The 24,780-nt window shown below is 39.1% G+C and carries 21 protein-coding genes and 1 tRNA gene; 16 read left to right on the top strand and 6 right to left on the bottom strand.

The genetic code is table 11. The features are described from left to right. Nucleotides 1-8 precede the first annotated feature (8 nt). The 7 genes from BCU84_RS07760 to BCU84_RS07730 all read left to right on the top strand — a co-directional run bounded on the left by BCU84_RS07760 (nucleotide 9) and on the right by BCU84_RS07730 (nucleotide 7,208). Entirely contained in the window at nucleotides 9-2,069 is a 2,061-nt protein-coding gene (locus BCU84_RS07760; RefSeq protein WP_102527516.1) for a S9 family peptidase, read from the top strand. Between the two features lie 656 nt (nucleotides 2,070-2,725). After that, complete coding sequence (locus BCU84_RS07755; protein ID WP_102527515.1) at nucleotides 2,726-3,358, top strand: YchE family NAAT transporter; 633 nt, start codon at nucleotides 2,726-2,728, stop codon at nucleotides 3,356-3,358. A gap of 198 nt (nucleotides 3,359-3,556) precedes the next feature. Continuing rightward, a tRNA-Ser gene (locus tag BCU84_RS07750) sits at nucleotides 3,557-3,644 on the top strand. Between the two features lie 609 nt (nucleotides 3,645-4,253). After that, the gene (locus BCU84_RS07745; RefSeq protein WP_102527514.1) at nucleotides 4,254-4,631 is read left to right on the top strand and encodes a DoxX-like family protein; all 378 of its coding nucleotides are present in this window, start codon (nucleotides 4,254-4,256) and stop codon (nucleotides 4,629-4,631) included. Between the two features lie 134 nt (nucleotides 4,632-4,765). Next, nucleotides 4,766-5,221 (top strand): N-acetyltransferase, encoded by a 456-nt coding sequence (locus BCU84_RS07740; protein ID WP_102527513.1) that lies wholly within the window; start codon nucleotides 4,766-4,768, stop codon nucleotides 5,219-5,221. A 445-nt stretch (nucleotides 5,222-5,666) separates the two neighbouring features. Next, a complete protein-coding gene (locus tag BCU84_RS07735) occupies nucleotides 5,667-6,659 on the top strand; it encodes a hypothetical protein (protein WP_133146626.1) in 993 nt (330 codons plus the stop codon). Between the two features lie 117 nt (nucleotides 6,660-6,776). Continuing rightward, nucleotides 6,777-7,208 carry a DUF2000 domain-containing protein gene (locus tag BCU84_RS07730; protein WP_102527511.1) on the top strand — a complete coding sequence of 144 codons (432 nt, stop codon included), beginning with the start codon at nucleotides 6,777-6,779 and terminating at the stop codon, nucleotides 7,206-7,208. A 243-nt stretch (nucleotides 7,209-7,451) separates the two neighbouring features. Here the strand turns inward: BCU84_RS07730 and BCU84_RS07725 are convergent, their stop codons facing one another. Then, on the bottom strand, nucleotides 7,452-8,096 hold the full coding sequence (locus tag BCU84_RS07725) for a DUF4386 family protein (protein WP_102527510.1): 645 nt from the start codon (nucleotides 8,094-8,096) through the stop codon (nucleotides 7,452-7,454). A 42-nt stretch (nucleotides 8,097-8,138) separates the two neighbouring features. Then, nucleotides 8,139-9,041, bottom strand: coding sequence for a lipid kinase YegS (gene yegS, locus BCU84_RS07720; RefSeq protein WP_102527539.1), 903 nt, complete (start codon nucleotides 9,039-9,041; stop codon nucleotides 8,139-8,141). Nucleotides 9,042-9,412: 371 nt separating this feature from the next. Between yegS and BCU84_RS07715 the strand changes: the two genes are divergently transcribed. Continuing rightward, nucleotides 9,413-11,188: a DUF885 domain-containing protein gene (locus tag BCU84_RS07715; protein ID WP_102527509.1), complete on the top strand. Its 1,776-nt coding sequence runs from the start codon at nucleotides 9,413-9,415 to the stop codon at nucleotides 11,186-11,188. A gap of 90 nt (nucleotides 11,189-11,278) precedes the next feature. Here the strand turns inward: BCU84_RS07715 and arsB are convergent, their stop codons facing one another. Then, complete coding sequence (arsB, locus tag BCU84_RS07710) at nucleotides 11,279-12,352, bottom strand: ACR3 family arsenite efflux transporter (RefSeq protein WP_102527508.1); 1,074 nt, start codon at nucleotides 12,350-12,352, stop codon at nucleotides 11,279-11,281. A gap of 158 nt (nucleotides 12,353-12,510) precedes the next feature. Continuing rightward, on the bottom strand, nucleotides 12,511-12,852 hold the full coding sequence (locus BCU84_RS07705; RefSeq protein WP_102527507.1) for a winged helix-turn-helix domain-containing protein: 342 nt from the start codon (nucleotides 12,850-12,852) through the stop codon (nucleotides 12,511-12,513). Nucleotides 12,853-13,214: 362 nt separating this feature from the next. On the opposite strand from BCU84_RS07705, the gene BCU84_RS07700 reads away from it, so the two are divergent. The 4 genes from BCU84_RS07700 to BCU84_RS07685 all read left to right on the top strand — a co-directional run bounded on the left by BCU84_RS07700 (nucleotide 13,215) and on the right by BCU84_RS07685 (nucleotide 16,269). Then, nucleotides 13,215-13,886 carry a response regulator transcription factor gene (locus BCU84_RS07700; RefSeq protein ID WP_102527506.1) on the top strand — a complete coding sequence of 224 codons (672 nt, stop codon included), beginning with the start codon at nucleotides 13,215-13,217 and terminating at the stop codon, nucleotides 13,884-13,886. A 649-nt stretch (nucleotides 13,887-14,535) separates the two neighbouring features. Then, the gene (locus BCU84_RS07695; RefSeq protein WP_102527505.1) at nucleotides 14,536-15,666 is read left to right on the top strand and encodes a M14-type cytosolic carboxypeptidase; all 1,131 of its coding nucleotides are present in this window, start codon (nucleotides 14,536-14,538) and stop codon (nucleotides 15,664-15,666) included. 7 nt (nucleotides 15,667-15,673) lie between these two features. Beyond that, a complete protein-coding gene (locus BCU84_RS07690; protein WP_102527504.1) occupies nucleotides 15,674-15,991 on the top strand; it encodes a zinc ribbon domain-containing protein in 318 nt (105 codons plus the stop codon). Further along, nucleotides 15,988-16,269: a DUF1315 family protein gene (locus BCU84_RS07685; protein ID WP_102527503.1), complete on the top strand. Its 282-nt coding sequence runs from the start codon at nucleotides 15,988-15,990 to the stop codon at nucleotides 16,267-16,269. Before BCU84_RS07690 ends, BCU84_RS07685 begins: the two co-directional genes overlap by 4 nt. A 93-nt stretch (nucleotides 16,270-16,362) precedes the next feature. On the opposite strand, the gene ansA is transcribed toward BCU84_RS07685, so the two are convergent. Together ansA and sppA are read right to left on the bottom strand one after the other, a co-directional pair. After that, a complete protein-coding gene (gene ansA, locus BCU84_RS07680) occupies nucleotides 16,363-17,385 on the bottom strand; it encodes an asparaginase (RefSeq protein WP_102527502.1) in 1,023 nt (340 codons plus the stop codon). Nucleotides 17,386-17,546: 161 nt separating this feature from the next. After that, the gene (gene sppA, locus BCU84_RS07675) at nucleotides 17,547-19,388 is read right to left on the bottom strand and encodes a signal peptide peptidase SppA (RefSeq protein ID WP_102527501.1); all 1,842 of its coding nucleotides are present in this window, start codon (nucleotides 19,386-19,388) and stop codon (nucleotides 17,547-17,549) included. Nucleotides 19,389-19,550: 162 nt separating this feature from the next. Here sppA and BCU84_RS07670 point away from each other — a divergent pair, with 162 nt between their 5' ends. From BCU84_RS07670 to BCU84_RS07655, 4 genes are all read left to right on the top strand, one after another. After that, on the top strand, nucleotides 19,551-21,566 hold the full coding sequence (locus BCU84_RS07670; RefSeq protein ID WP_102527500.1) for an NADPH-dependent 2,4-dienoyl-CoA reductase: 2,016 nt from the start codon (nucleotides 19,551-19,553) through the stop codon (nucleotides 21,564-21,566). Between the two features lie 149 nt (nucleotides 21,567-21,715). Beyond that, a complete protein-coding gene (locus BCU84_RS07665) occupies nucleotides 21,716-22,186 on the top strand; it encodes a GNAT family N-acetyltransferase (protein ID WP_102527499.1) in 471 nt (156 codons plus the stop codon). A 41-nt stretch (nucleotides 22,187-22,227) separates the two neighbouring features. After that, nucleotides 22,228-22,890 carry an SDR family oxidoreductase gene (locus tag BCU84_RS07660; protein WP_102527538.1) on the top strand — a complete coding sequence of 221 codons (663 nt, stop codon included), beginning with the start codon at nucleotides 22,228-22,230 and terminating at the stop codon, nucleotides 22,888-22,890. A gap of 302 nt (nucleotides 22,891-23,192) precedes the next feature. Continuing rightward, nucleotides 23,193-24,746, top strand: a complete 1,554-nt coding sequence (locus BCU84_RS07655; RefSeq protein WP_102527498.1) for an AbgT family transporter — start codon at nucleotides 23,193-23,195, stop codon at nucleotides 24,744-24,746. Nucleotides 24,747-24,780: the final 34 nt, after the last annotated feature.

The following is a 24,780-nucleotide window of genomic DNA, read 5'->3' as shown; positions in this document are numbered from 1 at the left end:
TTCATCAAATGAAAAAGTCGTCGCTACTACTTGCGCTTGGCGCAGCAGGACTTGCACTTTCTGTCCAAGCTGCAGAGCCAACTAAAACTCCTTTTAATGTGCAGCAGCTCGTTAAACTTAACAAATTACATTCTGCGGCAGTGTCAAATGATGGCACTCAATTGGTTTATGCAGTTAAACACATTGATGCACAAGGCGAGAGTAGTTCTGATCTTTATCTTCTCGACTTAAGCAACAAAAATGCTAAACCAGTGCAAATTACTTCCCATAAAGGGACTGAGCATGACGTTAACTTCAGTGTTGACGACCAATCAATTTACTTCCTTGCTGCGCGCGATGGTTCAAGCCAGCTTTATAACCTGTCTTTATCTGGCGGTGAAGCATTACAAGTCACTGATTTACCGTTAGACGTTAATGGTTACAAGCTTTCAAATGACGGCAAACAAGTTGTCATGAACATGCGCGTCTTTCCAGAGTGCAAGGACTTAGCTTGTACTGTTGACCGTATTGCAGAAGAAGAAAACAAAAAGACTACAGGCCGTGAATACAAGCAGTTGATGGTTCGCCATTGGGACACATGGGAAGATCATGCCCGTAATCATTTATTCGTTGGCCAGTTAAATGGTAAGCCAGTAAAAGATGTGGTTGATGTTACTTTTGGTCTAGATACTGAAACCCCGCCAAAACCTTTCTCAGGCATGGAAGAGGTCACATTTACTGCAGATGGTAAGCATATTGTTTATAGCGCAAAAGCGCCAAGTAAAGACCAAGCTTGGACAACAAATTACGATTTATGGAAAGTGCCAGTAACAGGCGGCGAAGCTGAAAACCTAACTGAGAAAAACTTAGCATGGGATGCACAGCCAACGTATTCAAAAGATGGTCGCCAATTAGCTTATTTAGCCATGAGCAAACCTGGTTTTGAAGCCGATCGTTACCGCATCATGTTACGTGACACTGTGACAGGCGCTGAAAAAGAAGTCGCACCGCTGTGGGATCGCAGCCCACATTCACTGACATTTAGTGATGATGGCCGAACCTTGTATGTTACTGCGCAAGATGTGGGGCAAGTTAGCATCTTTGAAGTTAACACCCAGTTTGGTGATGTACGTCCACTATACAATGACGGCAGTAACAGCCTTGTAGCCGTTACTGATTCAGGCATCATCTTTAGTAATAAATCATTGGTAGAGCCAGGTGACTTATACAAAATCAGCCTGGAAGGTGAAAACCTGACTCGCTTAACTAATGTTAACGAAGAAAAGCTTGCTGAGATTCAATTTGGCGAATTCCAACAGTTTAACTTTAAAGGTTGGAACAACGAGACAGTACATGGTTACTGGATCAAGCCTGCTAACTATGAGTCTGGTAAAAAGTATCCTGTTGCCTATTTAGTTCACGGCGGCCCACAAGGATCGTTTGGCAATTCATTTAGTGGTCGCTGGAATGCGCAGCTATGGGCTGGTGCAGGTTATGGCGTAGTGATGGTCGACTTCCATGGCTCTACTGGTTATGGCCAAGCATTTACTGATTCAATCTCAAAAGATTGGGGCGGTAAGCCTTTAGAAGATTTACAAAAAGGCTTAGCAGCTGTTGGTCAACAACAGAAATGGCTAGATACTGATAACGCTTGTGCATTAGGTGGTTCGTACGGTGGTTACATGATGAACTGGTTCCAAGGTAATTGGAGTGACGGCTTCCAGTGTTTAGTTAACCATGCTGGTTTATTTGATATGCGTTCTATGTATCACGTAACTGAAGAATTATGGTTCCCAGAGTATGAGTTCGGTGGTACTTACACTGAAAACAAAGAACTGTATGAGAAGTTTAACCCAGTAAACTATGTTGAAAACTGGAAAACGCCAATGCTAGTGATCCACGGTGAAAAAGATTACCGTGTACCTTATGGACAAGGCTTAGCTGCGTTTACTTACATGCAGCGTAACGATATCCCATCAGAACTATTAATGTTCCCAGATGAGAACCATTGGATTCTGAACCAAGATAACTTGCAACAATGGTACAAAAACGTACTTGGTTGGATGGATCGTTGGACTGAGAAAAAATAGTTATACCAACACGTCTGATTAAACAAAAAGAGATGCTAATAAGCATCTCTTTTTTTTGTCTGATTTTATGAAGTGGATCTTACAGCCTAATCATAGAGTCGTTAAATAGCGTTTGAGTTTTAGCTATTATCGTCAGCTATTTTAAGCTCGGTAGGCGGGCATTTATGTCCGGTTTTTGTTATCCATAGAAAATAAGCTAACCTTCTTCTAGAGCCAGTAATTTTGCGTTGACCGTTTTTTTGGCTAATTCTATTTCGTTTACCCATGAGAAACCTTAATGTACTGTATTGAAAAAAGTGAAAACAAAAGCTAAACAGTAATTTATATTCAGAAAGAGAAATATTATAACAAATGTTGCACTATGTAGGCTGAAAAATATTAATTTTCGCCTTTAATTGGAATTAAATTTCACTATAAAGGCTACGTTGTTTATTTAATACAAGAGTGGAAAATGAAGGATGAAGGCAGAAATGTGATTCAAGGCATACTTTTTCATAAGTAAATCTAATTCGAAAAAGCGAATATATTCATAGATTAGATTTTTTATTAACTGGCTCAAAGTTTTAAAAAATCTCATTTGATAAAAAGCAAATAATCAGTAAAGTTGCGCGATTATTTTTTGGGCCACAAAACCATATAATTTTGAGGATTTGCTTGTGGATTTCATGCTTTACGTTAAGTTTTTCTTAGGACTGGTTGCCATCATTAACCCGGTGGGGTTATTGCCGGTTTTTGTAAGCTTGACCAGTCACCAAACAGAGGTCGAACGTAACCATACAGGCAAAGTCGCTAACTTTGCGGTTGTCGTGATTTTATTGGTGACGATATTTATTGGTCAGCATATTTTAAATATGTTCAGTATTTCACTGTCAGCGTTCAGAATCGCTGGTGGTAGCTTGATTGCAATCATTGCAATGTCGATGCTGCAAGGTAAATTAAGCCCAGTAAAGCGAAATCAAGAAGAAGATCGTGAAGCGTCAGGGATGGAGTCAGTGGCAGTAGTGCCATTAGCATTGCCATTAATGGCAGGCCCAGGAGCCATTAGTTCGGTGATTGTATTTGCATCTGATAATAATAAGATGGTCGATTTAATCGGTATGTCGATAACGGTGGTGGTCTTTGGCTTCATGAGCTTTGGTTTATTTAGACTTGCACCAGTTATTTTTAAAATATTAGGTACCACAGGCATTAACGTCATTACCCGTCTGATGGGTCTACTGATGTTATCCATAGGCATTGAGGTTGTAGCAGCGGGATTAAAAGGCTTGTTCCCAACCTTAATGGCGTAAACAGCGTTAATCACCTCAGTTTGAAACCATTTTGAGCAGCAAATGCGCAATAGAATGGGAATAGGGGATTTTCTCTTGACCCACTATGCGCATTTGCGTAAAGTACCGTCCGTTCACGAACATCTTGATATCAATATCTAAATTGACTAATCAGTATTTGGCGTTTGTGAGAATTGCTACAAGATAAAAATTTGAAATGGTGACGTGTCCGAGTGGCTGAAGGAGCACGCCTGGAAAGTGTGTAAGGGGCAACCCTTCGAGAGTTCGAATCTCTCCGTCACCGCCAAATTTTCTCTCAAAATATTTTTTGTTTATCTGTTCCTATCTATTTGTTCCTATCTATTTGTTTCTATCTATCTGTTTTTAATTATCAGTTTCTATTGTCTATCTCTTAATGTATTTGTCATAAGTCTGTTTTCTAAAAATGATTTGCCTAATGACTATGATCACTTCTGGTACTTTACCCTAGTTAACATTCCTATTTGCTCAACCTAGCCGTCAGCGAAAATATTGCCAGAAATCTAAATACTGTCATCGTTTCTTTAGCATAGATTTTGAACCTTCAAACAGTTTTATTTTATTGCTATAAACTTGGCCACTTTGATTATTGATATGTTATCTTAAAATTTCATTTTCACTTTGTTTTAAATTATAACCTATTGATACTGTGTGTTTTTTAGATTAGTTACACTTGTATAACGAGAAGTGCTAATTCTCGGTTAACTAAATTATCGGCTTCCCCAAAAGGGATTATTGATTCTGAGGCGATATGCTGATAGCGTATTGAAATTAATAAAGAATATACCTATTAGTAATCATTTTGCACGAGAGATGATTGAATTTGTTTATCTGAAATCTCGCTAATAGACTGTTATAAATACAAGGAAGTAAGTCGTTGTCATCTATTCAAATAGCCCGCTATATAGTCAGCTTTAGTTGGCTTTACCATGGAATATTCCCAAAGTTAATCCATATTGCTCCGCTCGAACAATTAATGACAGCAAGCATTGGTTTTTCTGACGAAGTGTCTTATCACATTACAAAATCTGCTGGTATTATCGAAGTGATATTCGGCATTATTTTATTTGTTTTTTACCGCTCCAAGTTGATTGTTTTACTTAACATTTATGCACTTATTGGTTTATTGCTATTTGTCGCAGTTATACAGCATCAGTTATTAATAGAGGCTTTCAACCCTATAACAACCAATATTCCCATTATCGGTTTAAGTCTTGTTTTACTAAATAATTTAAAGCAATCTAGTCAGAGCTAAGTATATATATAACAAGAAGAATAATCGAAAAAATTGGTTTGGCTGTTTCACTTACTTTAAGATTTTAGCCAACTATATATTTGCCGCTTATTGCGATATTAGAGAGTAATGAAAATGTTTGATTTAGGCATATTATGATTAGAAAACTTAATAATTCGGATGAAAAAGTAGCAAACCAGATTTTTACTGTTTTTCAACGATCATATCAAGTTGAAGCTCATCTTATAGGCACTCTTGATTTTCCGCCTCTATTCCGAAGTATTAACAATATAGAAAATTCAAAAACACAGTTTTATGGATTTATTAAAAATGAATGCGTAGCTGGAGTTATAGAGATTGTAATGGAAGACCAGCACTTAGATATTAATAGTTTAACTGTTGACCCCAATTACTTTAGGAAAGGTATTGGTGGTAAATTGGTAAGCTTTGTTCTAGAAAAAATTGAGTTTTCAGAAGCTGTTGTAGAAACTGCTGTAGTAAATATACCAGCAATTAATTTATATAAGAAACATGGCTTTATCGAATTTAAAAGGTGGACGCCAGCCCACGGTATTAGAAAAGTAGCACTGTCAGTTAAGTCTGTTATCTAAAAACAGCGTAAAAAATGGATAACAAGGGTCGTCTAACTCTGGGATAAGCAAGAGTCTGGCGAAAGCGAGAAGCAAAATTGTTAGAGGCCATCTATTGATTTTGCCATTTCATAATAGTATTACCACTGAAGGGCGTGCGTGGCAGAACAATGGAATACATAAATATCAAGTATTAAAAATGCATCAATTTATTGAAAGTGAATCAATTTATTGAAAGTGAATCAATTTATTGAAAATGAAAGACCAGAATTTACAAGTAGTTTATTTCAAAGCTTGTTCATGCTTCAACAAGGTTGGCTAAATGTCTCAAAATGAGCCTCAACAAGGAAATGTTATTTCAAATTTACCAGATGAAAGTCAGAAACGATACTTAGAGGCTCTTATTAAATTAAAAACTAGGCAGTAACGGATCCTATTGGAGCTCTTAAGTGCAGCCCATACAAGTTTGCTAGATGATAGAAAAACAAAAATAGGAAAAATCAGGGTGATGACGATGCGTTTATGGACTTACAAACGGCCTTTTCAATATAACGGTGATGACTATGAAGTGAAGTACTCATTTACACTTACTTCTTATACATCTGAACTATTTTGCAATGGGAATCTAATAGACCAATGTTCAGATTCATTCAACGGAGCTGTCAAAGTAGTTGTGCATAAGTTTCAATCGACCAGTCAAGCAGGCAACGAAACAAAACCCGTGCACGTATCAGTTGGCTACTTTAATTGGTTTAGTGTCGGTATCGAGGTTAGGAAAGGTACTGATTTAATTTATCAAAGTCATCCAGGTAAAGATATTCACTTTGCCACTAAAACACTCGAAAAACTGAGTGTTTCTGATCAAACACCAGAGGCAACTGAAAAAAGAATGCTTCAAAGTGAAAAATGGCGGAGAAACAAACCCTCTATTGTCGCGGATATAGGCATAGGTGCTGTATTTTTCTTAGTAGCGAAAGTTACTGGCGATTTAGTCATGGCTGCATTTACGGGTGTATTTTTAGGGTTAGCACTTGTTATTATTCAACGCTTTGTAAAAGCCGATTTACTTGGTGGATTTGCAGTGTTCGGAACAATAATGCTCTTCGTATCAGCGATATTCTCGTTTGCATTTCAAAGTGAGTTTTTAGTTCAACTCAAAGGCACATTCATGGGAATACTCAGTGCATCAGCGTTAATAATCGATGGCGTGTTTAATAAAGGTGGTTACTTTGGAACTCGTTTTGAGCGCTATTTAAACTCACCTATTCAACATAGATTCTTTGTCATAGGTTTAGCATTTATTGGTTTATGTATGGCTGGGTTAAATTATTGTGTAGCAAGTCAATTAACTGAAGAACAGTGGCTCACATATGACACCTTTGTGGAAACACCTATTTATTTTATGATGTTTTTCATACTCATGTGGCGAGCAGGTAAAAAAGTAAACTTGGTGCATTAAATCAATAATCAGTTCTTATATAGCCTTGATCTTTAAGTGATATATCACTGCGGAGTTGGGATTTATAATGATGCGATATATCACTTGTGTTCACCTATCAATTAACAAGGAAATGTTATGTCAAATTTGCCAGATGAAAGTCAGAAACGATTCATAGCGGTTTTGAGTAAAAAGATGGAACTTGGCAGGTCGCTGAATGTATTAGGTCACTTGAGTGTTGGTCTTGCAAGTCAGCTAGATGATAGTGAAACTCAGTATATTGATTACCATGACATGGATGGGAATTTGCACCCGAACTTATCTCATTATCCTTTTATTGTGTTAAAAGCGGATAACTCCAATAAACTTCGTAAAGTGCGCGAGGAAGCCATAAGTCGAGATATTAAGTTTACAGACTTTACCAGTTCGATGATTGAAGGTGGCTCTTTAGCACAACAGCAAAGGACCAATGAAACTAAAGAAGCAGACTTAGAATATCTCGGTGTGTGCTTATTTGGTGATACTGAAATTTTACGGGAATTCACCAAAAAGTTTAGTTTGTATAGGTAAACGTCAAAATACGTAACCTGCACCTTTAAGAGCGACTAAGCGGGCATTTTTTATATACTCTGTACCGCTTTATTCTTGCTTTCTATACATTTAATAACGAAATCCTGCTGATTATCACTCTTTCAAGGCTGCAAAATCAATTGGGTATCTTTTTTGATATTAAACAGTTTAAAAGTGCGGCCTTAGCATTTGACGAAGAGCGCACTTCTCAACTTAAAATAAGTTCACTTCACTTAATGATGATTAACTCTTAGGCCTACTCAGCAATACTTTCCCTAGCCAAGAAAACCATATGATTTGGCTTAAACCGAAAATCTCTGTCAGTACATCTGCAGGGTAGATGGTGAAAATACCCACAATGCCTACAAAAAGGCCAAAGTAATTGAGGATTTTAGGTAATTCGTTACCTTTTAAAGCGGCAACACTCAGCAATAATACCCACAGACCGCCAACAACCTCGTTTCCCCCGCCTAAGCCTTCGACGACAGCATAGATAGCTCGCCAGACTGTCATTGCTTGCTCAGGGTCTTTTGTTGCCAAGCCCAATGCCGTAGCTAACCCTATATTGGCAATCATTCCACTGGCTATGACCAAACCCACCCAAATGATCCCAAAGACCGAAGCAATTTGTGACAGCAATGGAGTGTTTATTGTTAATCGGTGATGCATAGCCATTACCAATATCGCTAGCAAGACACCGAATAATACATACATGATGAGATTTACAATAGATAGGGCAACTTGGTTTTCAGCAAGAAAAGCAAACTGTTGAGCGGGGTTAGCATCTATGGGATAAGCCCAGAATGCGCCAAAAAAAATGAAAGCTGATACGTAAATGCTTGCCTCCATAAGCGCTGCAATTCCACCAGCTTTTTGCAATTGATTCATGATATAAACTCCTTGTTAACTGAATATTGCGACAGGAACCGGCTAAATCAGCGGACTGTTCTTAGGCAGTACAAATTTAATTGCATTAGGTTTGACTTCAAAACGGACTTGTTCGCAGTGATAAGGTTCACCATCGAGATTCAGAGGTAAGGCCAATGGGAAATCAATTTCTAACCATTTAGATTGAAAGTGAAAGCAAAATTCACCATTGGTATTCGAAGTCTTTATTTCTTCAATTACTTGGGGCAAATCTATTGGGGTAAAACCTTTAAGCAAAGTAACATCCATCAAACCATCATTTATTTTTGCCGTCGGTGCTAGCACCTGACCCCCACCTGCTTGGCGACCATTACACATGGCACCTACGACTATATTACCTTCAAATCGACCTTTTTCAGTGGTAATGGAACCTTCATAAGGTTTAAACCCGATCGCTTTAGCTAAACCTGTAAGGGTATATGCGCCGCCACCAAGGAAATCTTTTAGCTCAACAGGAGTTTCAGCGGTGACTTGGGCGCCAAAGCCCGCAGCGGCAATATTGATAAAGTGACGATCATTAGCACTGATCAGATCGATAGGAAAACTGTCGCCTGTTATTGCAAAGTTAAGTGCATCAGTGATAGTGGTGGGGATTTGACAAGCGGTTGCAAAATCATTGGCCGTGCCAAGTGGTAAAGCAGCAATTTCCGGTAATGAATAATCACTCTGTAAGTGCATTAACGCGGTAACAGCTTCATTTAGTGAGCCATCACCGCCACCAATGATAATTCTATCTGCACCTGCAATGATTGATTCTTTTATTAGGCGCTGCATATCCACGCCTTCCCATGTGACTTTAACGGCAAGGTCGTAACCTTTATCTCTTAATGCATAAACCGCTGTGCGGATCTCTGGGATACCCGCTTTTTTACCATTCAAAATCAAACTGTAACGTAGCGTTGTCATTTCAAATCCTTTTTGCAGTGAGCCTGATGACATAGTGTGCCATGGGTAATTAATCTATTAGCTCAAAGTGACTGAATAAGTTGTCACAAAAGGTGTCAAAAGACTAAATTGAGCTGAAATGAATTGAAGTTCATGATTTACTTATGCCACAAAAAGATTAACAACTAAATGTTCAACCGCTTAAAAACGTGAAATAAATAACAATAAAAATAGATCAAGGTTTCGTATTAAGGTTCCGTACTAAGGTTTCGTATTAAGGTTTGTGATTAAAGCTTCTAATTCAAGTTTCTAATTCAAGTATCTAAGTACAGCTAGCACTTTTTTATAAATTCATGATTAAGATGATCTCAAGGGATAAAGGAATACAGACAATGAAAAAAGCCACCATTTCAGTCGCTATCGCACTAGGGCTTGCTGCACTAATGGGTTGTAATAGTGCATCGACAACAAGTGATACCACAACGGCAGCTGAACAAGTTCAATCGCCGAATTTTAGCCAGTTCTCTGATGGATTTATTGATGACTTATGGCAGTGGTCTCCAACATGGGCGCTATACAGTGGTAAACATGTAAACGATGGCTATTTAGACATTCCAAACGAAGCATCAAGAGCTAAGACATTAGCGTTTGTTGAAACCCAGCAAGCTAAATTACTGGCATTTGATAAAACCGCACTGACAACTAATGAATTGATCGATTACGAATTAATTTCAAATTTACTTGGCAGTATTCAATGGCAACAAGAACGCTTTAAATCTTGGCAGTGGAATCCATCACAATACAATGTGGCAGGTGGTTTTGCGCAAATCATTAATGAAGACTTTGCGCCCCTAGATGTAAGACTTAAATCTGTGGTTGAGCGTTTAGAGAATGTGCCTGCCTATTATGCTGCAGCACAAGCTAATATTGTTGACCCAACGATTGAGCATACACAACTGGCGATTATGCAAAACAAAGGCGCCTTTTCTGTATTATCAGACAAGCTTAAACAGCAAGTCAGCGGATCTGGTTTATCTGATGCGGACAAAGCGTTATTTAACCAACGTTTTGCTAAAGCAACGGATGCGATTAATCAACATATTGAATGGTTGACGCAGCTAGAAGCCAAGCTTGAAAAAGAGGGCTCACGTAGCTTTAGAATCGGTGAAGAGTTATATGAAGAAAAGTTCGCTTTTGATATTCAAGCGGGCATGTCAGGTAAAGCATTATTTGAAAAGGCGACGGCTGATAAGTCCCGCGTTCAAGCGGAAATGGCTAAAATTACCCATGATTTATGGTCTAAGTACATTGATACGCCAAAACCACAAGATGACAATGCTGCGATTAAGCAACTGATTGATGTTTTGTCAGTTAAGCATGTTAAGCGTGAAGATTTTGTTGATGAAGTGCGCGCACAAATTCCTGAATTAGTTAAATTCGTCAATGAAAAACAACTGATGACGTTAGATCCATCTAAGCCATTAGTCGTGCGTGAAACTCCTGAATACATGCGTGGCTTTGCAGGAGCATCTATCAGCGCACCTGGCCCTTATGAGAAGTCTGCTAATACTTATTACAATGTGACACCGTTAGATGGCATGAGTGATGAGTCTGCTGAAAGTTATTTACGTGAATATAATCATTGGATTTTACAAGTTCTGAATATCCATGAAGCTATTCCAGGACATTACACCCAATTAGTCTATTCAAACGAATCACCAAGCTTGGTTAAAAGCTTATTTGGTAATGGTGCCATGGTTGAAGGATGGGCTGTATACACTGAGCGCATGATGCTTGAAGAAGGCTACGGTGATTTTGAACCTGAACTTTGGCTGATGTACTACAAATGGAATTTGCGCGTTATTGCCAATACTATTTTAGATTACAGTATCCAAGTGAATGGCATGACCGAAGAGCAAGCACTCGATCTTATGATGAATGAGGCATTTCAGCAGCGTGCAGAGGCAGAAGGTAAATGGCGCCGTGCTACATTAAGCCAAGTTCAGTTAACCAGTTATTACTCTGGTTATCGTGAAATCTATGATTTACGTGAAGAGTTAAAAGCTGCCCAGGGTGATGACTTTGATTTGAAAGCTTTCCATGAGCAGTTCTTAAGTTATGGTAGTGCGCCAGTTAAGTACATTAAACAGCTAATGATGACGAAATAATTTACTGTCTGACTGTATTAATAAAGCAAATAAAAAGCCGGCTATGATCATTGAATATGAATAGCCGGCTTTTTGTTTTGATAAGTTTGATTAACTGGCTTGTTGCAGCTTTTGCTCAGATTTAGCTTTCATGCGTAAGGCAATGTTCACTAAAGCAATAAGCACTGGGACTTCGATTAATGGCCCAATGACGCCGGCAAACGCCTGGTCTGAATGGATACCAAAGACTGCAATTGACACAGCGATCGCAAGTTCAAAGTTGTTTCCTGTGGCTGTGAATGCGATAGAAGCATTTTTATCGTAAGGGATCCCCATCTTCTCGCCAATAAAGAAGCTGATAAAAAACATCAGTACAAAGTAAATTGTCAATGGCAGAGCAATACGCAATACATCCATGGGTAGTTCAAGGATCATGTCGCCTTTTAAACTGAACATCAGCACGATGGTTGCGAGTAGGGCAACTAACGTTATAGGGGAGATTTTTGGAATAAATACTGTGTTGTACCAATCTTCTCCTTTTCTGGCGACTAAGATTTTACGAGTTAAAAACCCTGCTAAAAATGGAATGCCTAAATAAATCATTACGCTTTGGGCAATATCGGCCATTGAGATATCGACCACAAAGCCTTCGTATCCGAATATCGGTGGCAGTACGGTGATAAATAACCAAGCCATGACACTATAAGTTAAAATTTGGAATACACTGTTAATTGCCACTAATGCAGCGCCCAATTCCTTATTACCGCCACCTATATCATTCCACACTAAAACCATGGCAATACAGCGGGCAATACCAATTAAAATAATACCCACCATGTAACCTGGGTAATCGCTTAAAAACGTTAAGGCGAGGGCAAACATTAAAATTGGCCCGACAACCCAGTTCATAATGAGCGATAGCGTTATGGCTTGCTTATCTTTAGTTACTTTTCCTAATAACTTGTAGTCCACTTTTGCTAACGGTGGATACATCATCAGTATTAAACCAATGGCCAGCGGAATATTGGTTGAGCCAATACTCAGTGATTCGGTAATTTGTTCAACTTGTGGAAACAACGCACCAATAGACACACCTATGGCCATGGCAACAAAAATCCAAAGTGTTAAGTAGCGGTCAAGAAAACTCATTTTCTTAGCCCCGAGTGTTTGTATGTCAGTGTTCATCATAAATTCCAGTTATAAAAATCGGTTTCAAGCTCGGCATAACAGCTCATCGCTTGTGTGGTTTACCATTTTAGTTCGTAAGCTTTAAGTGCTTAATCGTAAATCGTCGAATAGCGATTAAATTGGGTGCAAAATAAACTATAAAACTGCCATTCATATTAGCTATAAATGTCTTTGAAACTTGTTTGAAATGTAACCAGCTCACTACGAACAATGCGATAGCATATTTTAGGCGGTTTGGGCTCAGCACTAATAAAGCCAGCCGCTTTTAAAATTCTGATGTGCTCTGAAACCGTTGATTGGGCAAGTCCTACTTCTGAAACTAAATCACTGCTTAAACATCCACCCAGCTCATCAAGAGTAAATAATATCTTGAGAATTCGGATACGGGCAGGGTGCGATAAAGCTTTTGCTTTAGCTGCAAAAGCGATTTCATTAGCAATATCTTGCTCTGTGGTTTTAAAAGCAAGTTGGTTGATTTGATCACAAGTCTTATTCACTGCAACATCCAATTTGGGGCTAGTTCATAAAGAGTGTTTACGCATCGATCATTAACCTATTTTTCTAGGACTGTTCACGTTACACATCATTCAAAATTTACATTATAGCTATTGAAGCTATAAAAGATTAAGCAATAGTTAATCGACGATTAACGATGTAAGTATATTCCTCAGTTTACTACGCTTCAACTAATGATGACGAATATGTGATCGACCCCTACACACCTTGTTTATTAATTTAGCTAAGACAATGAACTATCTATAAATGTTATTAAGATCTCATCTTTACACAATTACTGTAGCAATAACTTAACTAGAGTGGTAATCTTAATGGTAATTGTTATCATTTAGATTAAAGCGTTATGAAAAAAATATTACTGATTGACCAGCAACTTACTCATAGTTTGGCACTTTGTCAGGACATGGAGTCTTTAGGCTATAGCATAGAAATAGTTGATAATGCTTTTAATGCACTGGTTGAGATAGAACGTAACGACTTTGAAGTAATTTTATTAGACTATTTTGTGCCTAAAATGGATTCATTTTGGTTATTAATGGCTAAACATTGCCAAACCCCTGTCATTGTTTTAGCGAATAACAATGATGACGTTGAGCGTATGCAGGCATATGAGCTTGGCGCAGATGACTATATTGCAGCACCATACAATGTAAAAGAGTTATTGCTGCGAGTTAATGTACTTCGCCGTAGAAGTGACAAAGTAATCCATCAGTCTGATTTTGATGATGTGTTGTTTGATGATGTCAGTAATACCGTCACCTTGAACACACAGCATCTGAAACTAACTCAAACAGAATATCGTTTGTTTAAATATTTGTTCCAGCGCAAAGGTGAAGTTGTTACTAAAGCAGAGCTACAAATGAGGGTGTTACATAAAGAGCTGGGTGAGTTTGACCGAAACCTTGATATGCACATCAGCAATACTCGACGTAAAATGGCCAAAAAATGTTTACCTCGTGAGCTTATCAACACTGTTCGTGGCAAAGGCTATTGCTTTAGTTCAAGCCTAATTTAAGTTTTTGGCACTTATCCCCATGATATTTCAAGCTGCAAAAACAACCTTTAGAGATCAACAGTCCCTAGGCATAAAATTGAAGTAAAGTTATTCTACATCGATATTTTATAACAACGGAGATTGGTGCTATTTGACTTGCCCTATGGGCGCAAACTCGAAAACCATTGCTACGTTGAAACCTTTAAAAAGTGAATCAAAATTACCTCCGCTTACGCCTTGCATTGTTATCTGAGCTTGTGTCTGACAAAGCATCTTGAGGTAACATGGGTATATATATTCACTAATGTTGTTGTAATTGATTAAAAATTCTAGAATTAACAAACATTGAATTAATGCCAAGTATGGCAGACATACTTGGCATTTTTATATCTGACTTTTTATTTTTTCACTTCCAATAATTCACTTTCATTAATTCACTTCAAGTAATTCACTTTCAGTAACTGATTTTCTACTGATTTTTATCACAGACCTATATAGAGTACACCTGAATATTGAGCTGGAACAAAGACGGTTTGGCAATGGAATACCCTGCTAAGGGGATTAATTGTGCAGATGTTTATCAGTTGTTCTAGATTTGATTTTATTGAGTAACTGCATTTGATAAGATGCACTGATAAAAATCGATAATAACCTTACATAAGGAAGTCCTATGCGTATTAGCGCGAATTTTGATGGTGGCAACATTGAGACTATCAATTTAGACAAGCACGATGACATTCAACTGGCGATTAGACCTGATGAAGGCGGCGAGTTTTATCAGTGGTTTAACTTCCGTATGGAAGGTGAAATTGGTCAAACATATTCATTGAACATTATGAATGCTGGTACTGCATCTTACCCTAAAGGTTGGGAAGATTATCAAGCAGTGGCGAGTTACGACCGTCAACACTGGTTCCGTTTACCAACGGCCTACCAAGATGGCAAGCTAACCATTCAAGTTGATTTAGATTGTGAAGCCATTCAGATTGCTTACTTTGCACCATACAGCTACGAGCGTCACTTAGACTTGATAAGCTCTGTGCAATTACACCCATCAGTTAGCTTAGAAAACCTTGGCTTAACCCTTGATGGTCGCGATATGAGCTTACTTAAAATTGGCGATAACGATCCTGCTAAGAAAAACATCTGGATTACTGCAAGACAGCATCCTGGTGAAACCATGGCTGAATGGTTAATTGAAGGTCTATTAAACCAATTACTTGACAGTGATTGCCCAACAGCAAAACTTTTATTGGACAAAGCTAACTTCTACATTGTGCCAAACATGAATCCTGATGGAAGCGTGAGAGGGCATCTACGTACTAATGCTGTGGGAACTAACCTAAACCGTGAATGGCAGTCGCCAAGTTTAGAAAGAAGCCCTGAAGTGTTTTATGTAACGAATAAAATGAAAGAAACGGGCGTTGACTTATTTTATGATGTCCACGGTGATGAAGGTCTACCTTATGTGTTTGTTGCTGGCTGTGAAGGCGCACCAAACTACACTGAACATATGGCTAAGTTACAAGAGCAGTTCCTTGCAGCATTAGGCATGGCAAGTGCTGATTTTCAAACTAAATACGGTTATGACAAAGATGAGCCTGGAAAAGCAAACTTAACTGTTGGCTCTAACTGGGTAGGTAACACATTTAAATGTCTAGCGAATACGTTAGAAATGCCATTTAAAGACAACGATAATCTGCCTGATCCTGTAGTGGGTTGGTCTCCAGCTCGTTGTGAGTATCTTGGTGAAGCATCGCTAGTGGCAATGCTTGCCGTTGTTGATAATTTAACAGAGTAGTCAAGTTATGGCGTTAATTGAATGTCCTTCATGTCAAAAACGTATTTCTAGTAAAGCGAAACAATGTCAGTTTTGTCATTCGAGTACCGATGGCGATAATGAATCAGTTCGTGTTATTAGTCACATCCAAAAATCTAATCAGTTAATGACCCATAGTTTTGTGTTTTTAACTTTATTTATTGCAGGTGTGGTGATTTGGTTTTGGGGTGGTGAAACCGCAACCGGAATGCAGTCGTATATAGCTGTAGGTTGTTTTGTATTTGGTTTTGTGGGCTACACCATAACCCGTGCAAGAATTGTATTACACAAACGGAAAAGCGTATGAACGATATCAATAAAGTCATCGATGACATGCCTGAAGAAGTTTATCATCGACTCCGCTCAGCGGCTGAAACGGGTAAGTGGGAAGACGGCACCGTTTTATCTGATGAGCAGAAAGAATCAACGTTACAAGTTGTCATGTTATATCAAGCACGTAAATTATCTCAGACTGATCACTTTACGATTGGTGCTGGTGGCAAGATTAACGAGCTATCTAAATCTCAACTTAAAAAAGAATTCCGCGGCGAGTCCATAGCTGAATTCAAAGAATCTGACATTTAGTGTGAAGTAATTACATTGCAAACAAAAAAAGCCACATTCTTTAATGTGGCTTTTTAATGCAAATAAAACAGTAGTTTAATTTAAATGTAAATTCTACTCAGTTAACTCACCTAGTAAGTTTTTCTTCATGGCTGATTTTATTTCACTTGATGTCAAATCTTTTGATAGTAAATAATGTAATTTTGCCAGTGCTGCCTCAATGGTCATATCTGATCCACTTATTACACCCGCTTGCTCAAGGGCATTGCCCGTAGCATAACCGCCCATGTTCACTTTTCCTTGGAAACACTGGGTTAAGTTGACGATAACAATGCCACGTTCATCTGCTTGCTTTAGCGTATCTAACAATGCTTTGTCTTGCGGTGCATTGCCAACACCAAAGGTTAATAATATTAATGCTTTAACGGGTTGCATTAAAATATTGGCAAAAATCTCAGTGGAAATACCTGGATAAAGCGTAATAACGCCAACTGGTTGCGGGCTAATGTTTATCACTTCAAGAGGCATCAGTGGCGCTTCGTTTGTTGGCTCGGTAATTTGGCCAGCACGGAGGTTTATTTTTATGCCAGCCTCAAGTAGCAACGGAAAGTTAGGTGATGCAAATGCATCAAAGCCGTCAGCATGGGCTTTGGTTGAACGATTACCTCTGAAGAGTTTGTTATTAAAGAATAAACAAACTTCAGCGACAGGATAGTTTGCTGCTATATATAACGAGTTTAGTAGGTTTGTTTGACCGTCTGAGCGAAGCTGTGCCAACGGGATCTGCGATCCTGTCACAATAACCGGTTTTGATAACCCCTGTAGCATGAAAGATAGAGCAGAGGCGGTATACGCCATAGTGTCAGTACCATGCAAAATAACAAAGCCATCGTACTTGTCGTAATTCGCTTTGATGTCATTGGCAATCAATTGCCAATCAGTTGGCGCCATGTTTGATGAATCAATTAGCGGCGAGTATTCATTAATGACAAAGCTTGGCATTTCTTCATGATAAAACTCTGGCATAGATTTAACACAATCGGTTAAAAATCCAGCCACAGGTGCAAAGCCATTGTCTGTTTTGCGCATACCTATGGTACCGCCTGTGTAGGCGACGTATATAGAACGTTTTGTCATTGAAGTTGATTCTCAGCACTGGGAATTATCAGATCTGCAAATTATACGTCTTAGATTGATTAAAACCCAATAAAAATGCCCGCAAAGCGGGCATTTTTGAATAATATTCAATTTAATTGTTTTCAGTGAGTAATTAAATTGAGCTTATTAGCGATATAGGGTTAATAATTACAGTTTTCACAGTACAGGTACATGCCATTAGGGTCTTCAAACATTGAGAACTCTTCAACAACTGAAATCCACTGACTAAATAATTGTTCAAGTATCGGTGACTGAGTCGACGCTTGAGGCAAGTAAGTTGATGCTGAAGCCAGCATTTTCTGAACAAAGATTTCTTCAGTTGTGAGCTCTTGCTGAATGACCTTAGTATCAAATTTCTCAATTTCGGCTAGGGTTGCGGCTTTGGCTACAGCACTGTCAATATCACCAAGCTCATCAACTAAACCAAGTTCGACAGCGCGAGTTCCTGACCAAACACGGCCCTGTGCAATACGATCAACTTGCTCGAGAGTCATGTCACGCTCTTTGGCAACAAGAGAGATAAATTCATGGTAACCATGTTCAACGTGACGTTGAATAACGGCTGAGACATTAGGGTCCAGTGCACGAGTCGCTGAAATACCTGCCCATTCAGACGTCGATACGCCATCTGAATTTATGCCCCAGTTTGATAACACATTTTCAAATGTGGCAAACATACCAAAGATACCAATGGAACCGGTTAGGGTAGTAGGAGTCGCGTAGATATAATCTGCACTGGCTGAAATCCAATAGCCGCCTGATGCTGCAAGACTGCCCATACTGACGACAACAGGTTTACCTGCTTCTTTAAGCGCAATCACTTCTTGCCTGATCTTTTCAGAAGCAAATGCACTACCACCTGGGCTGTCGACACGAAGTACTACTGCTTTTACTTTGTCATCAAAGCGCGCTTTTTTAAGTAGCGCGGAGGTACTTTCACCGCCAATTTGTCCAGCTTGTTGCTTACCATTTAAGATGTTGCCTTTAGCAACAATGATACCCACCGAGTCTTTTTCTATAAGACTTGGTATTGGTTGCACTGCAGCATGGTAGTCAGAGAAACTGATTTGTTTGAATGAATCACCTTCAGTATCTTGGCCTACTTTTTCTACCATGGCTAATCTAAAGGCTTCATCTGAAACAAGTTCGTCTACCCATTTCATCTTCAATGCTAACTGTGCAGAATCACCAGAAACTTTATCAAGCTCAGTTAAAAAACGTTGCGGATTTAATACAATATCGTTTTGGTCTATATTGCGGTTAGCAGCAACAGTAGATTCGTAGTTTTGCCAAATATCAGTAAGTAATGCGCTTGAGGCCTCTTTAGCTGGTGCTGACATATCATCACGAATGAAAGGTTCAACCGCAGACTTAAAAGTACCAACACGGAAAACATGGGTGCTGACATTTAATTTTTCGAGTGCGGACTTATAAAACAAGCGGTAACTGCTAAGTCCCTCAAGGGAAACTGCACCTTTATTGTTTAAGTAAATACTGTCGGCATAGCTGGCAATAAAGTACTGGTTTTGCTCATAGGAATTACCAAAAGCAACAACAGATTTACCTGCGGCTTTAAATTCATTTAATGCATCGCCAATCGCAGTCATTTTACTGATCCCGCCAGCGCGTAAATTACCCACTTGTAATACGATGACCTGAATTCGAGGGTCTTGTGTTGCACTGTTAATCACATAAATAATGTCAGAAAGCAGAACTTCACCTTCAGGATCATTACTTTTGCTTTGTTTAAACACCGCTTCAATCGGGTCTACATGGCGCTTTTGATCAACGATACTGCCAGCAAGGTTTAATACTAAGGCTGATTGATCTTCGACCACAATTTCGTCATCCGCACTCAACGCCACAATAATGATGGCTATGAACCCGAAAAAGATAAGGTTGAGGATGATTTTGCGAATACCGTTAATGGTTTTCCAAATCAGAGTAAAGATTCTTTTAATAAGTGATGGTTTGGCGGACATAGCCACTCCTATAACATTCTAATACTGTAATGCTAACTGATTATGTGCAGCTTTGGGAAATTGAATTGTAACGGTTTTTAACAAGAGCCTTTGGAAAGCATTGAGCTTAAGTAACTCTCGTTGTATGCTAGTTTAAATCACTTGTTTAAAAAGGATGTTTGAATGTCGTTCCCACATTTATTAGAACCCTTAGATCTAGGCTTCACTCAGTTAAAAAACCGAGTGCTGATGGGCTCAATGCACACAGGTCTTGAAGAAGAAAAGGGCGGATTTGAGAAACTGGCTGCATTTTATAAAGAACGAGCAGCAGGTGGCTGCGGATTAATTGTCACTGGTGGTATTGCACCAAATTTTCGTGGACGTTTAGCGCCACACGCTTGCCAGTTGAGTTTTCCTTGGCAGGTGAGTAAGCACCGTATCGTCACTGATGCAGTGCATGAAGCGGATGGCAAAATATGTATGCAAATTCTACATGCGGGTCGTTATGGCTATCATCCGTTTAGCCAAGCGCCAAGCAAAATAAAATCACCTATTACGCCGTTTACCCCATCAAAAATGTCAGGTAGACAAGTAAAAGGCACAATTGCTGATTACGCTAATAGCGCTAAGCTTGCTAGAAAAGCCGGTTATGATGGCGTTGAAGTGATGGGATCTGAAGGTTATCTGATTAACCAGTTCATTAGTTCTCGTACTAACAAACGTACAGATGAATGGGGTGGAAGTTTTGATAATCGTGCCCGTTTACCACTGGAAATCGTTAAAGCTATACGTGAAAAAGTAGGCAAAGACTTCATCATTATTTTTAGACTTTCAATGCTAGATTTAGTTGATAACGGCTCGACTTGGGAAGAAGTGGTTAAATTAGCTAAATGGTTAGAAAGCGCCGGTGTTTCAATTATTAACACGGGTATCGGTTGGCATGAAGCTCGTGTACCGACAATTTCTACCAGTGTCCCCCGTGGTGCGTTTTCATGGGTAACAGAAAAACTTAAGTCTGAAGTCTCCGTGCCGCTCATTGCAACTAACCGAATTAACACCCCAGAGATTGGTGAATCAATCATCGCATCTGGTCAGGCGGATATGGTATCAATGGCGCGTCCGTTCTTAGCTGATGCTGAATTTGTCAATAAAGCAGCTGCGGGCACCAGTGAACTTATTAATACCTGTATTGGTTGTAACCAAGCCTGTTTAGACCATACTTTCGCGTTAAAACGAGCGACATGTTTAGTTAATCCGCGTGCGTGTTATGAAACGGAAATCAACTTTACTCCTACGACAAACAAAAAACGTTTAGCTGTGATGGGCGCAGGCCCTGCGGGTATGGCTTTCTCGGTTTATGCGGCATCGCGTGGTCATGAAGTCGTACTATTTGAGGCTAAATCTGAAGTCGGTGGTCAGTTTAATTTAGCGCGAAAAATCCCGGGTAAAGAAGAGTTTGATGAAACTATTCGTTACTTCACAAACCAAATGAAATTACATAATGTCGAACTACGCCTTAATACTCGTTTAGATTCAGAAGTGTTTATTAATGAACAATTTGATGAAGTCATCATTGCATCTGGAGTCGTTCCTCGTGCATTAGACTTACCAGGCTTTGATAACCCAAAAGTGGTTGATTATCAGCAAGTGCTAAAAGGCGAAGCCTATATTGGTGAAAGAGTTGCCCTGATCGGTGCAGGCGGTATTGGTTTTGATATTGCGCATTTCTTATGTGAGCAAGAATCAACAACATTGCAGCCTGATAAATGGTTAAAGCAATGGGGTATCGATAAAGAGTACCAGCATGCCGGTGGATTAACTGATGCAGTGCAACATAAGCCGCAGCGAGAAGTGTATTTACTGCAGCGCAAAACGACCAAAATGGGTAAAGGCCTTGGAAAGACGACTGGCTGGATCCATCGAAGTGTATTGAAACAACATCAAGTAAATATGAAAACTGGCGTCAGTTATGAAAAATTTGATGAGCAAGGCTTGCATATAAAAGTCGGTGAGCAGTCTGAAATTTTGGCTGTTGATAATGTTGTTCTATGTGCTGGACAAGAGTCTAATCGCTCATTGGTTGACGATATGAAAGCCACAGGGTTACCTGTTCATTTGATTGGTGGTGTTGATGTAGCGGCTGAACTTGATGCTAAACGTGCAATCCGTCAAGGCGCAGAGCTAGCGATGGCAATTTAATTTTTATTGTCAGTATTCAGTTCGACTGAAACTCAGTTTAGCTTTAAAAACCTAGCATTTTGCTAGGTTTTTTGCTTTGTTAGTCATTAAATGTTGATAACGACATTTTGCCATTAAACCTATCGTATAGGTAACACGGGGTGATTTGGATGAATCTTAATGTGCTAAAGCAATCTTTTGATCATTTTGTCCGCCATGATGATAAGGAACATAAAGTAAATATATGTTTCAACTCGCCATCAGTGCGAGCGTTTAATCAAATAAGAGCTGATGCTGGTTGGGGAGAAGTGGACCCAACACTGGCGCAAAACAGTTTGAATCAATCTTTATTTCATGTTTGCTTATATTGTGACAATAATTTAGCTGCTTATGGCAGGATTATTGGTGATGGAGCTTTGTTTTATTATGTACAAGATGTTGTGGTAAAAAACCATTATCAAGGTCAGGGCTTAGGGCATTTTATTATGGAACATATTCAATGTTATTTGGCTGATACGGTCTGTAATGGAGCGACTGTAGGATTATTATCTGTAAAAGGTAAAGAATCATTTTATCAGCGATACGGTTACCAAAACCGGGATGGTGAAGTTTTAGGACTTGGTATGTGTCAATTTTATTGATACTTTTCATTAATGTTATCAAAGATTTTAAGGGTATTGTAATGTCTAACGTTGTTATTACAGGGGCTAACCGAGGTATCGGTTTAGCTTTAGCACAACTATTTAAGCAACAAGGATGTAAGGTATTTGGCTTGTGTCGCCACACTTCTGATGAATTAGAAGCACTGGATATTAATGTGATTACACAAATTGATGTTGCGACAGATGAGGGGATTCATAATATGCACACTTCGCTTGCGGGTGTGGCTATTGATATTCTTATTTGCAATGCAGGTATTTTACGCGATGAGCAATTATCACATCTTAATTTAGATACCATCAGACAACAGTTTGAAGTCAATGCCGTCGCACCGCTTAGGGTTGTTGCTTCACTGCAAAATCAACTTAATCCGGGCAGTAAAGTTGCGATGATCACTTCTCGTATGGGCTCTATTGAAGATAATACTTCTGGCGGACGTTATGGTTATCGCATGTCGAAAGCGGCATTAAATGCGGCCTCAATGTCGTTAAGTCATGATCTTGCTGATAAAAATATAGCTGTTGGTATTTATCATCCAGGCTACGTGCAGACTGATATGGTTAACCATGGTGGGGATATCTCAGCAGTTGAATCAGCAAGTCGGATTGTTGGGCTGATTAATGACTTGAATATGGCATCTTCTGGTGTGTTTAAACACTCTAATGGTCAAACATTGCCTTGGTAATGGGTTATTCAATATTCTAATAAATAGGGAGCAGTGCTCCCTTTTTTATTGCTTAGATGACAGAACGTTTGCTACACCGTGTAAAGTCATTAATTAAGATTGTTATTCTAAGTAACCATTAAAAGTGTAATTAACTGCTTGCTTAATGTACTACTTAAGTTTGAATTTAAGTTTAATTACAGATTGATTGCTTATTCTTGAAGGCTAAAAAATATATTAAGCAGATTCGAGTGGGTTTTCTGTGTAATGATAATTATATCATTGGCATAGAGATTTGCCGAAAACTGACAAGGTAGGAAGTGATGACAATAAAAAGTGAATCTGCAGAAAAAGCGCCTGGCTTTTTAGGTAGAGCTTTAGATGGTATTGAGCGAGTGGGTAATAAATTACCTGATCCAGCGATGTTGTTTTTAATTTTGATGTTTGCTGTGTGGGGGATTTCAGCGCTGCTTTCAGGCGTGAGTTTTGAAGCGATAGATCCTCGTACAAACAGTCCTATTGAAGTGAATAACTTATTGAGCGCAGATGCGTTAACCCATTTTTTAACCTCAATGGTAACTACTTTTACCGCATTTGCGCCATTAGGTGTTGTGTTAGTTGCCATGCTGGGTGTGGGTATTGCTGAGCAATCTGGCTTTATTAATACTGCATTAAAGCAAATGCTAAAAGTCACACCCGCTAAGTTCCTGACGCCAGCTGTCGTGCTTGTGGGGATTATATCTCATACTGCTACAGATGCAGGTTATGTAGTGGTTATTCCATTAGCAGGGGTTATTTTCTTTACGGTTGGCCGCCATCCATTAGCGGGTATTGCTGCAGCATTTGCGGGCGTTTCAGGTGGATTTTGTGCCAACTTTATCCCATCAGGTATCGACCCATTATTGCAAAGTTTTACTCAGTCAGCAGCACAAATTGTTGATCCTGATATCCAAGTAAACCCTCTGAATAATTGGTTTTTTGCTGCGTCTTCTTGTATTCCTATTACATTAGTTATTTGGTATTTAACCGATAAAATCTTAGAGCCTAGATTGAATAAATCTCATAAAGTTAACCGTGACGAAGTTGACTTACCTAAGATGGATCAAGCTAGTGCGAAAGAAATGAAAGCTTTTAGGATTGCTTCAGCTGTGATGTTAGCTGCGATTGTGGGTTTCTTTTCACTCGCCATTCCAGAAACGTCGACATTACGAGATGCTAATGGATCACTTACCAGTTTTAGCGCACCGCTAATGCAATCGATTGTTCCGCTAATCTTTATCTTCTTTATGTTGCCGGGTTTAGTTTATGGTTACATGACTGGAAGCTTTAAAACTTCAGCTGATGTTGTACAAGCCATGTCTAAGTCAATGAGTGGCATGTCTCACTATATTGTGATGGCATTTTTCTGTGCACAGTTTGTAGCAGCATTTTCAGCATCGAACTTAGGCGCATTAATTGCCGTTGAAGGCGCTGGTGGGCTTAAAGCCTTAAACCTACCTGCAGAAGTGACTGTGGTAGGTATGATCTTACTAGTGGGCTTCGTTAACTTGTTTGTGGGTTCTTCATCTGCTAAATGGGCGTTGATTGGTCCAGTGCTCGTGCCTATGTTGATGCAACTTAATATCAGCCCTGATTTATCTCAAGCGGCTTACCGTATTGGTGATTCAAGCTCCAACATTATTACGCCATTAATGCCTTACTTCCCATTAGTTGTCGTTTATTGTCAACGCTATGTGAAGGGGATTGGGATAGGTACGCTCATTTCAATGATGTTGCCATTTAGCTTGGCGCTACTGTCGATTTGGAGTGCGTGGTTATTAATTTATTGGTCAATTGGATTCCCATTAGGATTAGGTGCTAGCTACACTTACGGCTAAGACATTAAGTACAGAACAATAAAATAAAAGAAAG

It is taken from the genome of Shewanella sp. 10N.286.51.B7 (assembly GCF_002873615.1).
Taxonomy (GTDB): Bacteria; Pseudomonadota; Gammaproteobacteria; order Enterobacterales; family Shewanellaceae; genus Shewanella; species Shewanella electrodiphila.
The sequence above is the reverse complement of the archived record's forward strand: the minus strand, read 5'-3'. Positions and strand labels throughout refer to the sequence as shown.

Coding starts and splice junctions, on each gene's coding strand:
- BCU84_RS07760 (WP_102527516.1), top strand. CDS start 9: ATGAAAAAGTCGTCGCTACTACTTGCGCTTGGCGCAGCAGGACTTGCA.
- BCU84_RS07740 (WP_102527513.1), top strand. CDS start 4,766: ATGATTAGAAAACTTAATAATTCGGATGAAAAAGTAGCAAACCAGATT.
- BCU84_RS07730 (WP_102527511.1), top strand. CDS start 6,777: ATGTCAAATTTGCCAGATGAAAGTCAGAAACGATTCATAGCGGTTTTG.
- BCU84_RS07725 (WP_102527510.1), bottom strand. CDS start 8,096: ATGAATCAATTGCAAAAAGCTGGTGGAATTGCAGCGCTTATGGAGGCA.
- yegS (WP_102527539.1), bottom strand. CDS start 9,041: ATGACAACGCTACGTTACAGTTTGATTTTGAATGGTAAAAAAGCGGGT.
- BCU84_RS07715 (WP_102527509.1), top strand. CDS start 9,413: ATGAAAAAAGCCACCATTTCAGTCGCTATCGCACTAGGGCTTGCTGCA.
- arsB (WP_102527508.1), bottom strand. CDS start 12,352: ATGAACACTGACATACAAACACTCGGGGCTAAGAAAATGAGTTTTCTT.
- BCU84_RS07700 (WP_102527506.1), top strand. CDS start 13,215: ATGAAAAAAATATTACTGATTGACCAGCAACTTACTCATAGTTTGGCA.
- BCU84_RS07695 (WP_102527505.1), top strand. CDS start 14,536: ATGCGTATTAGCGCGAATTTTGATGGTGGCAACATTGAGACTATCAAT.
- BCU84_RS07690 (WP_102527504.1), top strand. CDS start 15,674: ATGGCGTTAATTGAATGTCCTTCATGTCAAAAACGTATTTCTAGTAAA.
- BCU84_RS07685 (WP_102527503.1), top strand. CDS start 15,988: ATGAACGATATCAATAAAGTCATCGATGACATGCCTGAAGAAGTTTAT.
- ansA (WP_102527502.1), bottom strand. CDS start 17,385: ATGACAAAACGTTCTATATACGTCGCCTACACAGGCGGTACCATAGGT.
- sppA (WP_102527501.1), bottom strand. CDS start 19,388: ATGTCCGCCAAACCATCACTTATTAAAAGAATCTTTACTCTGATTTGG.
- BCU84_RS07670 (WP_102527500.1), top strand. CDS start 19,551: ATGTCGTTCCCACATTTATTAGAACCCTTAGATCTAGGCTTCACTCAG.
- BCU84_RS07665 (WP_102527499.1), top strand. CDS start 21,716: ATGAATCTTAATGTGCTAAAGCAATCTTTTGATCATTTTGTCCGCCAT.
- BCU84_RS07660 (WP_102527538.1), top strand. CDS start 22,228: ATGTCTAACGTTGTTATTACAGGGGCTAACCGAGGTATCGGTTTAGCT.
- BCU84_RS07655 (WP_102527498.1), top strand. CDS start 23,193: ATGACAATAAAAAGTGAATCTGCAGAAAAAGCGCCTGGCTTTTTAGGT.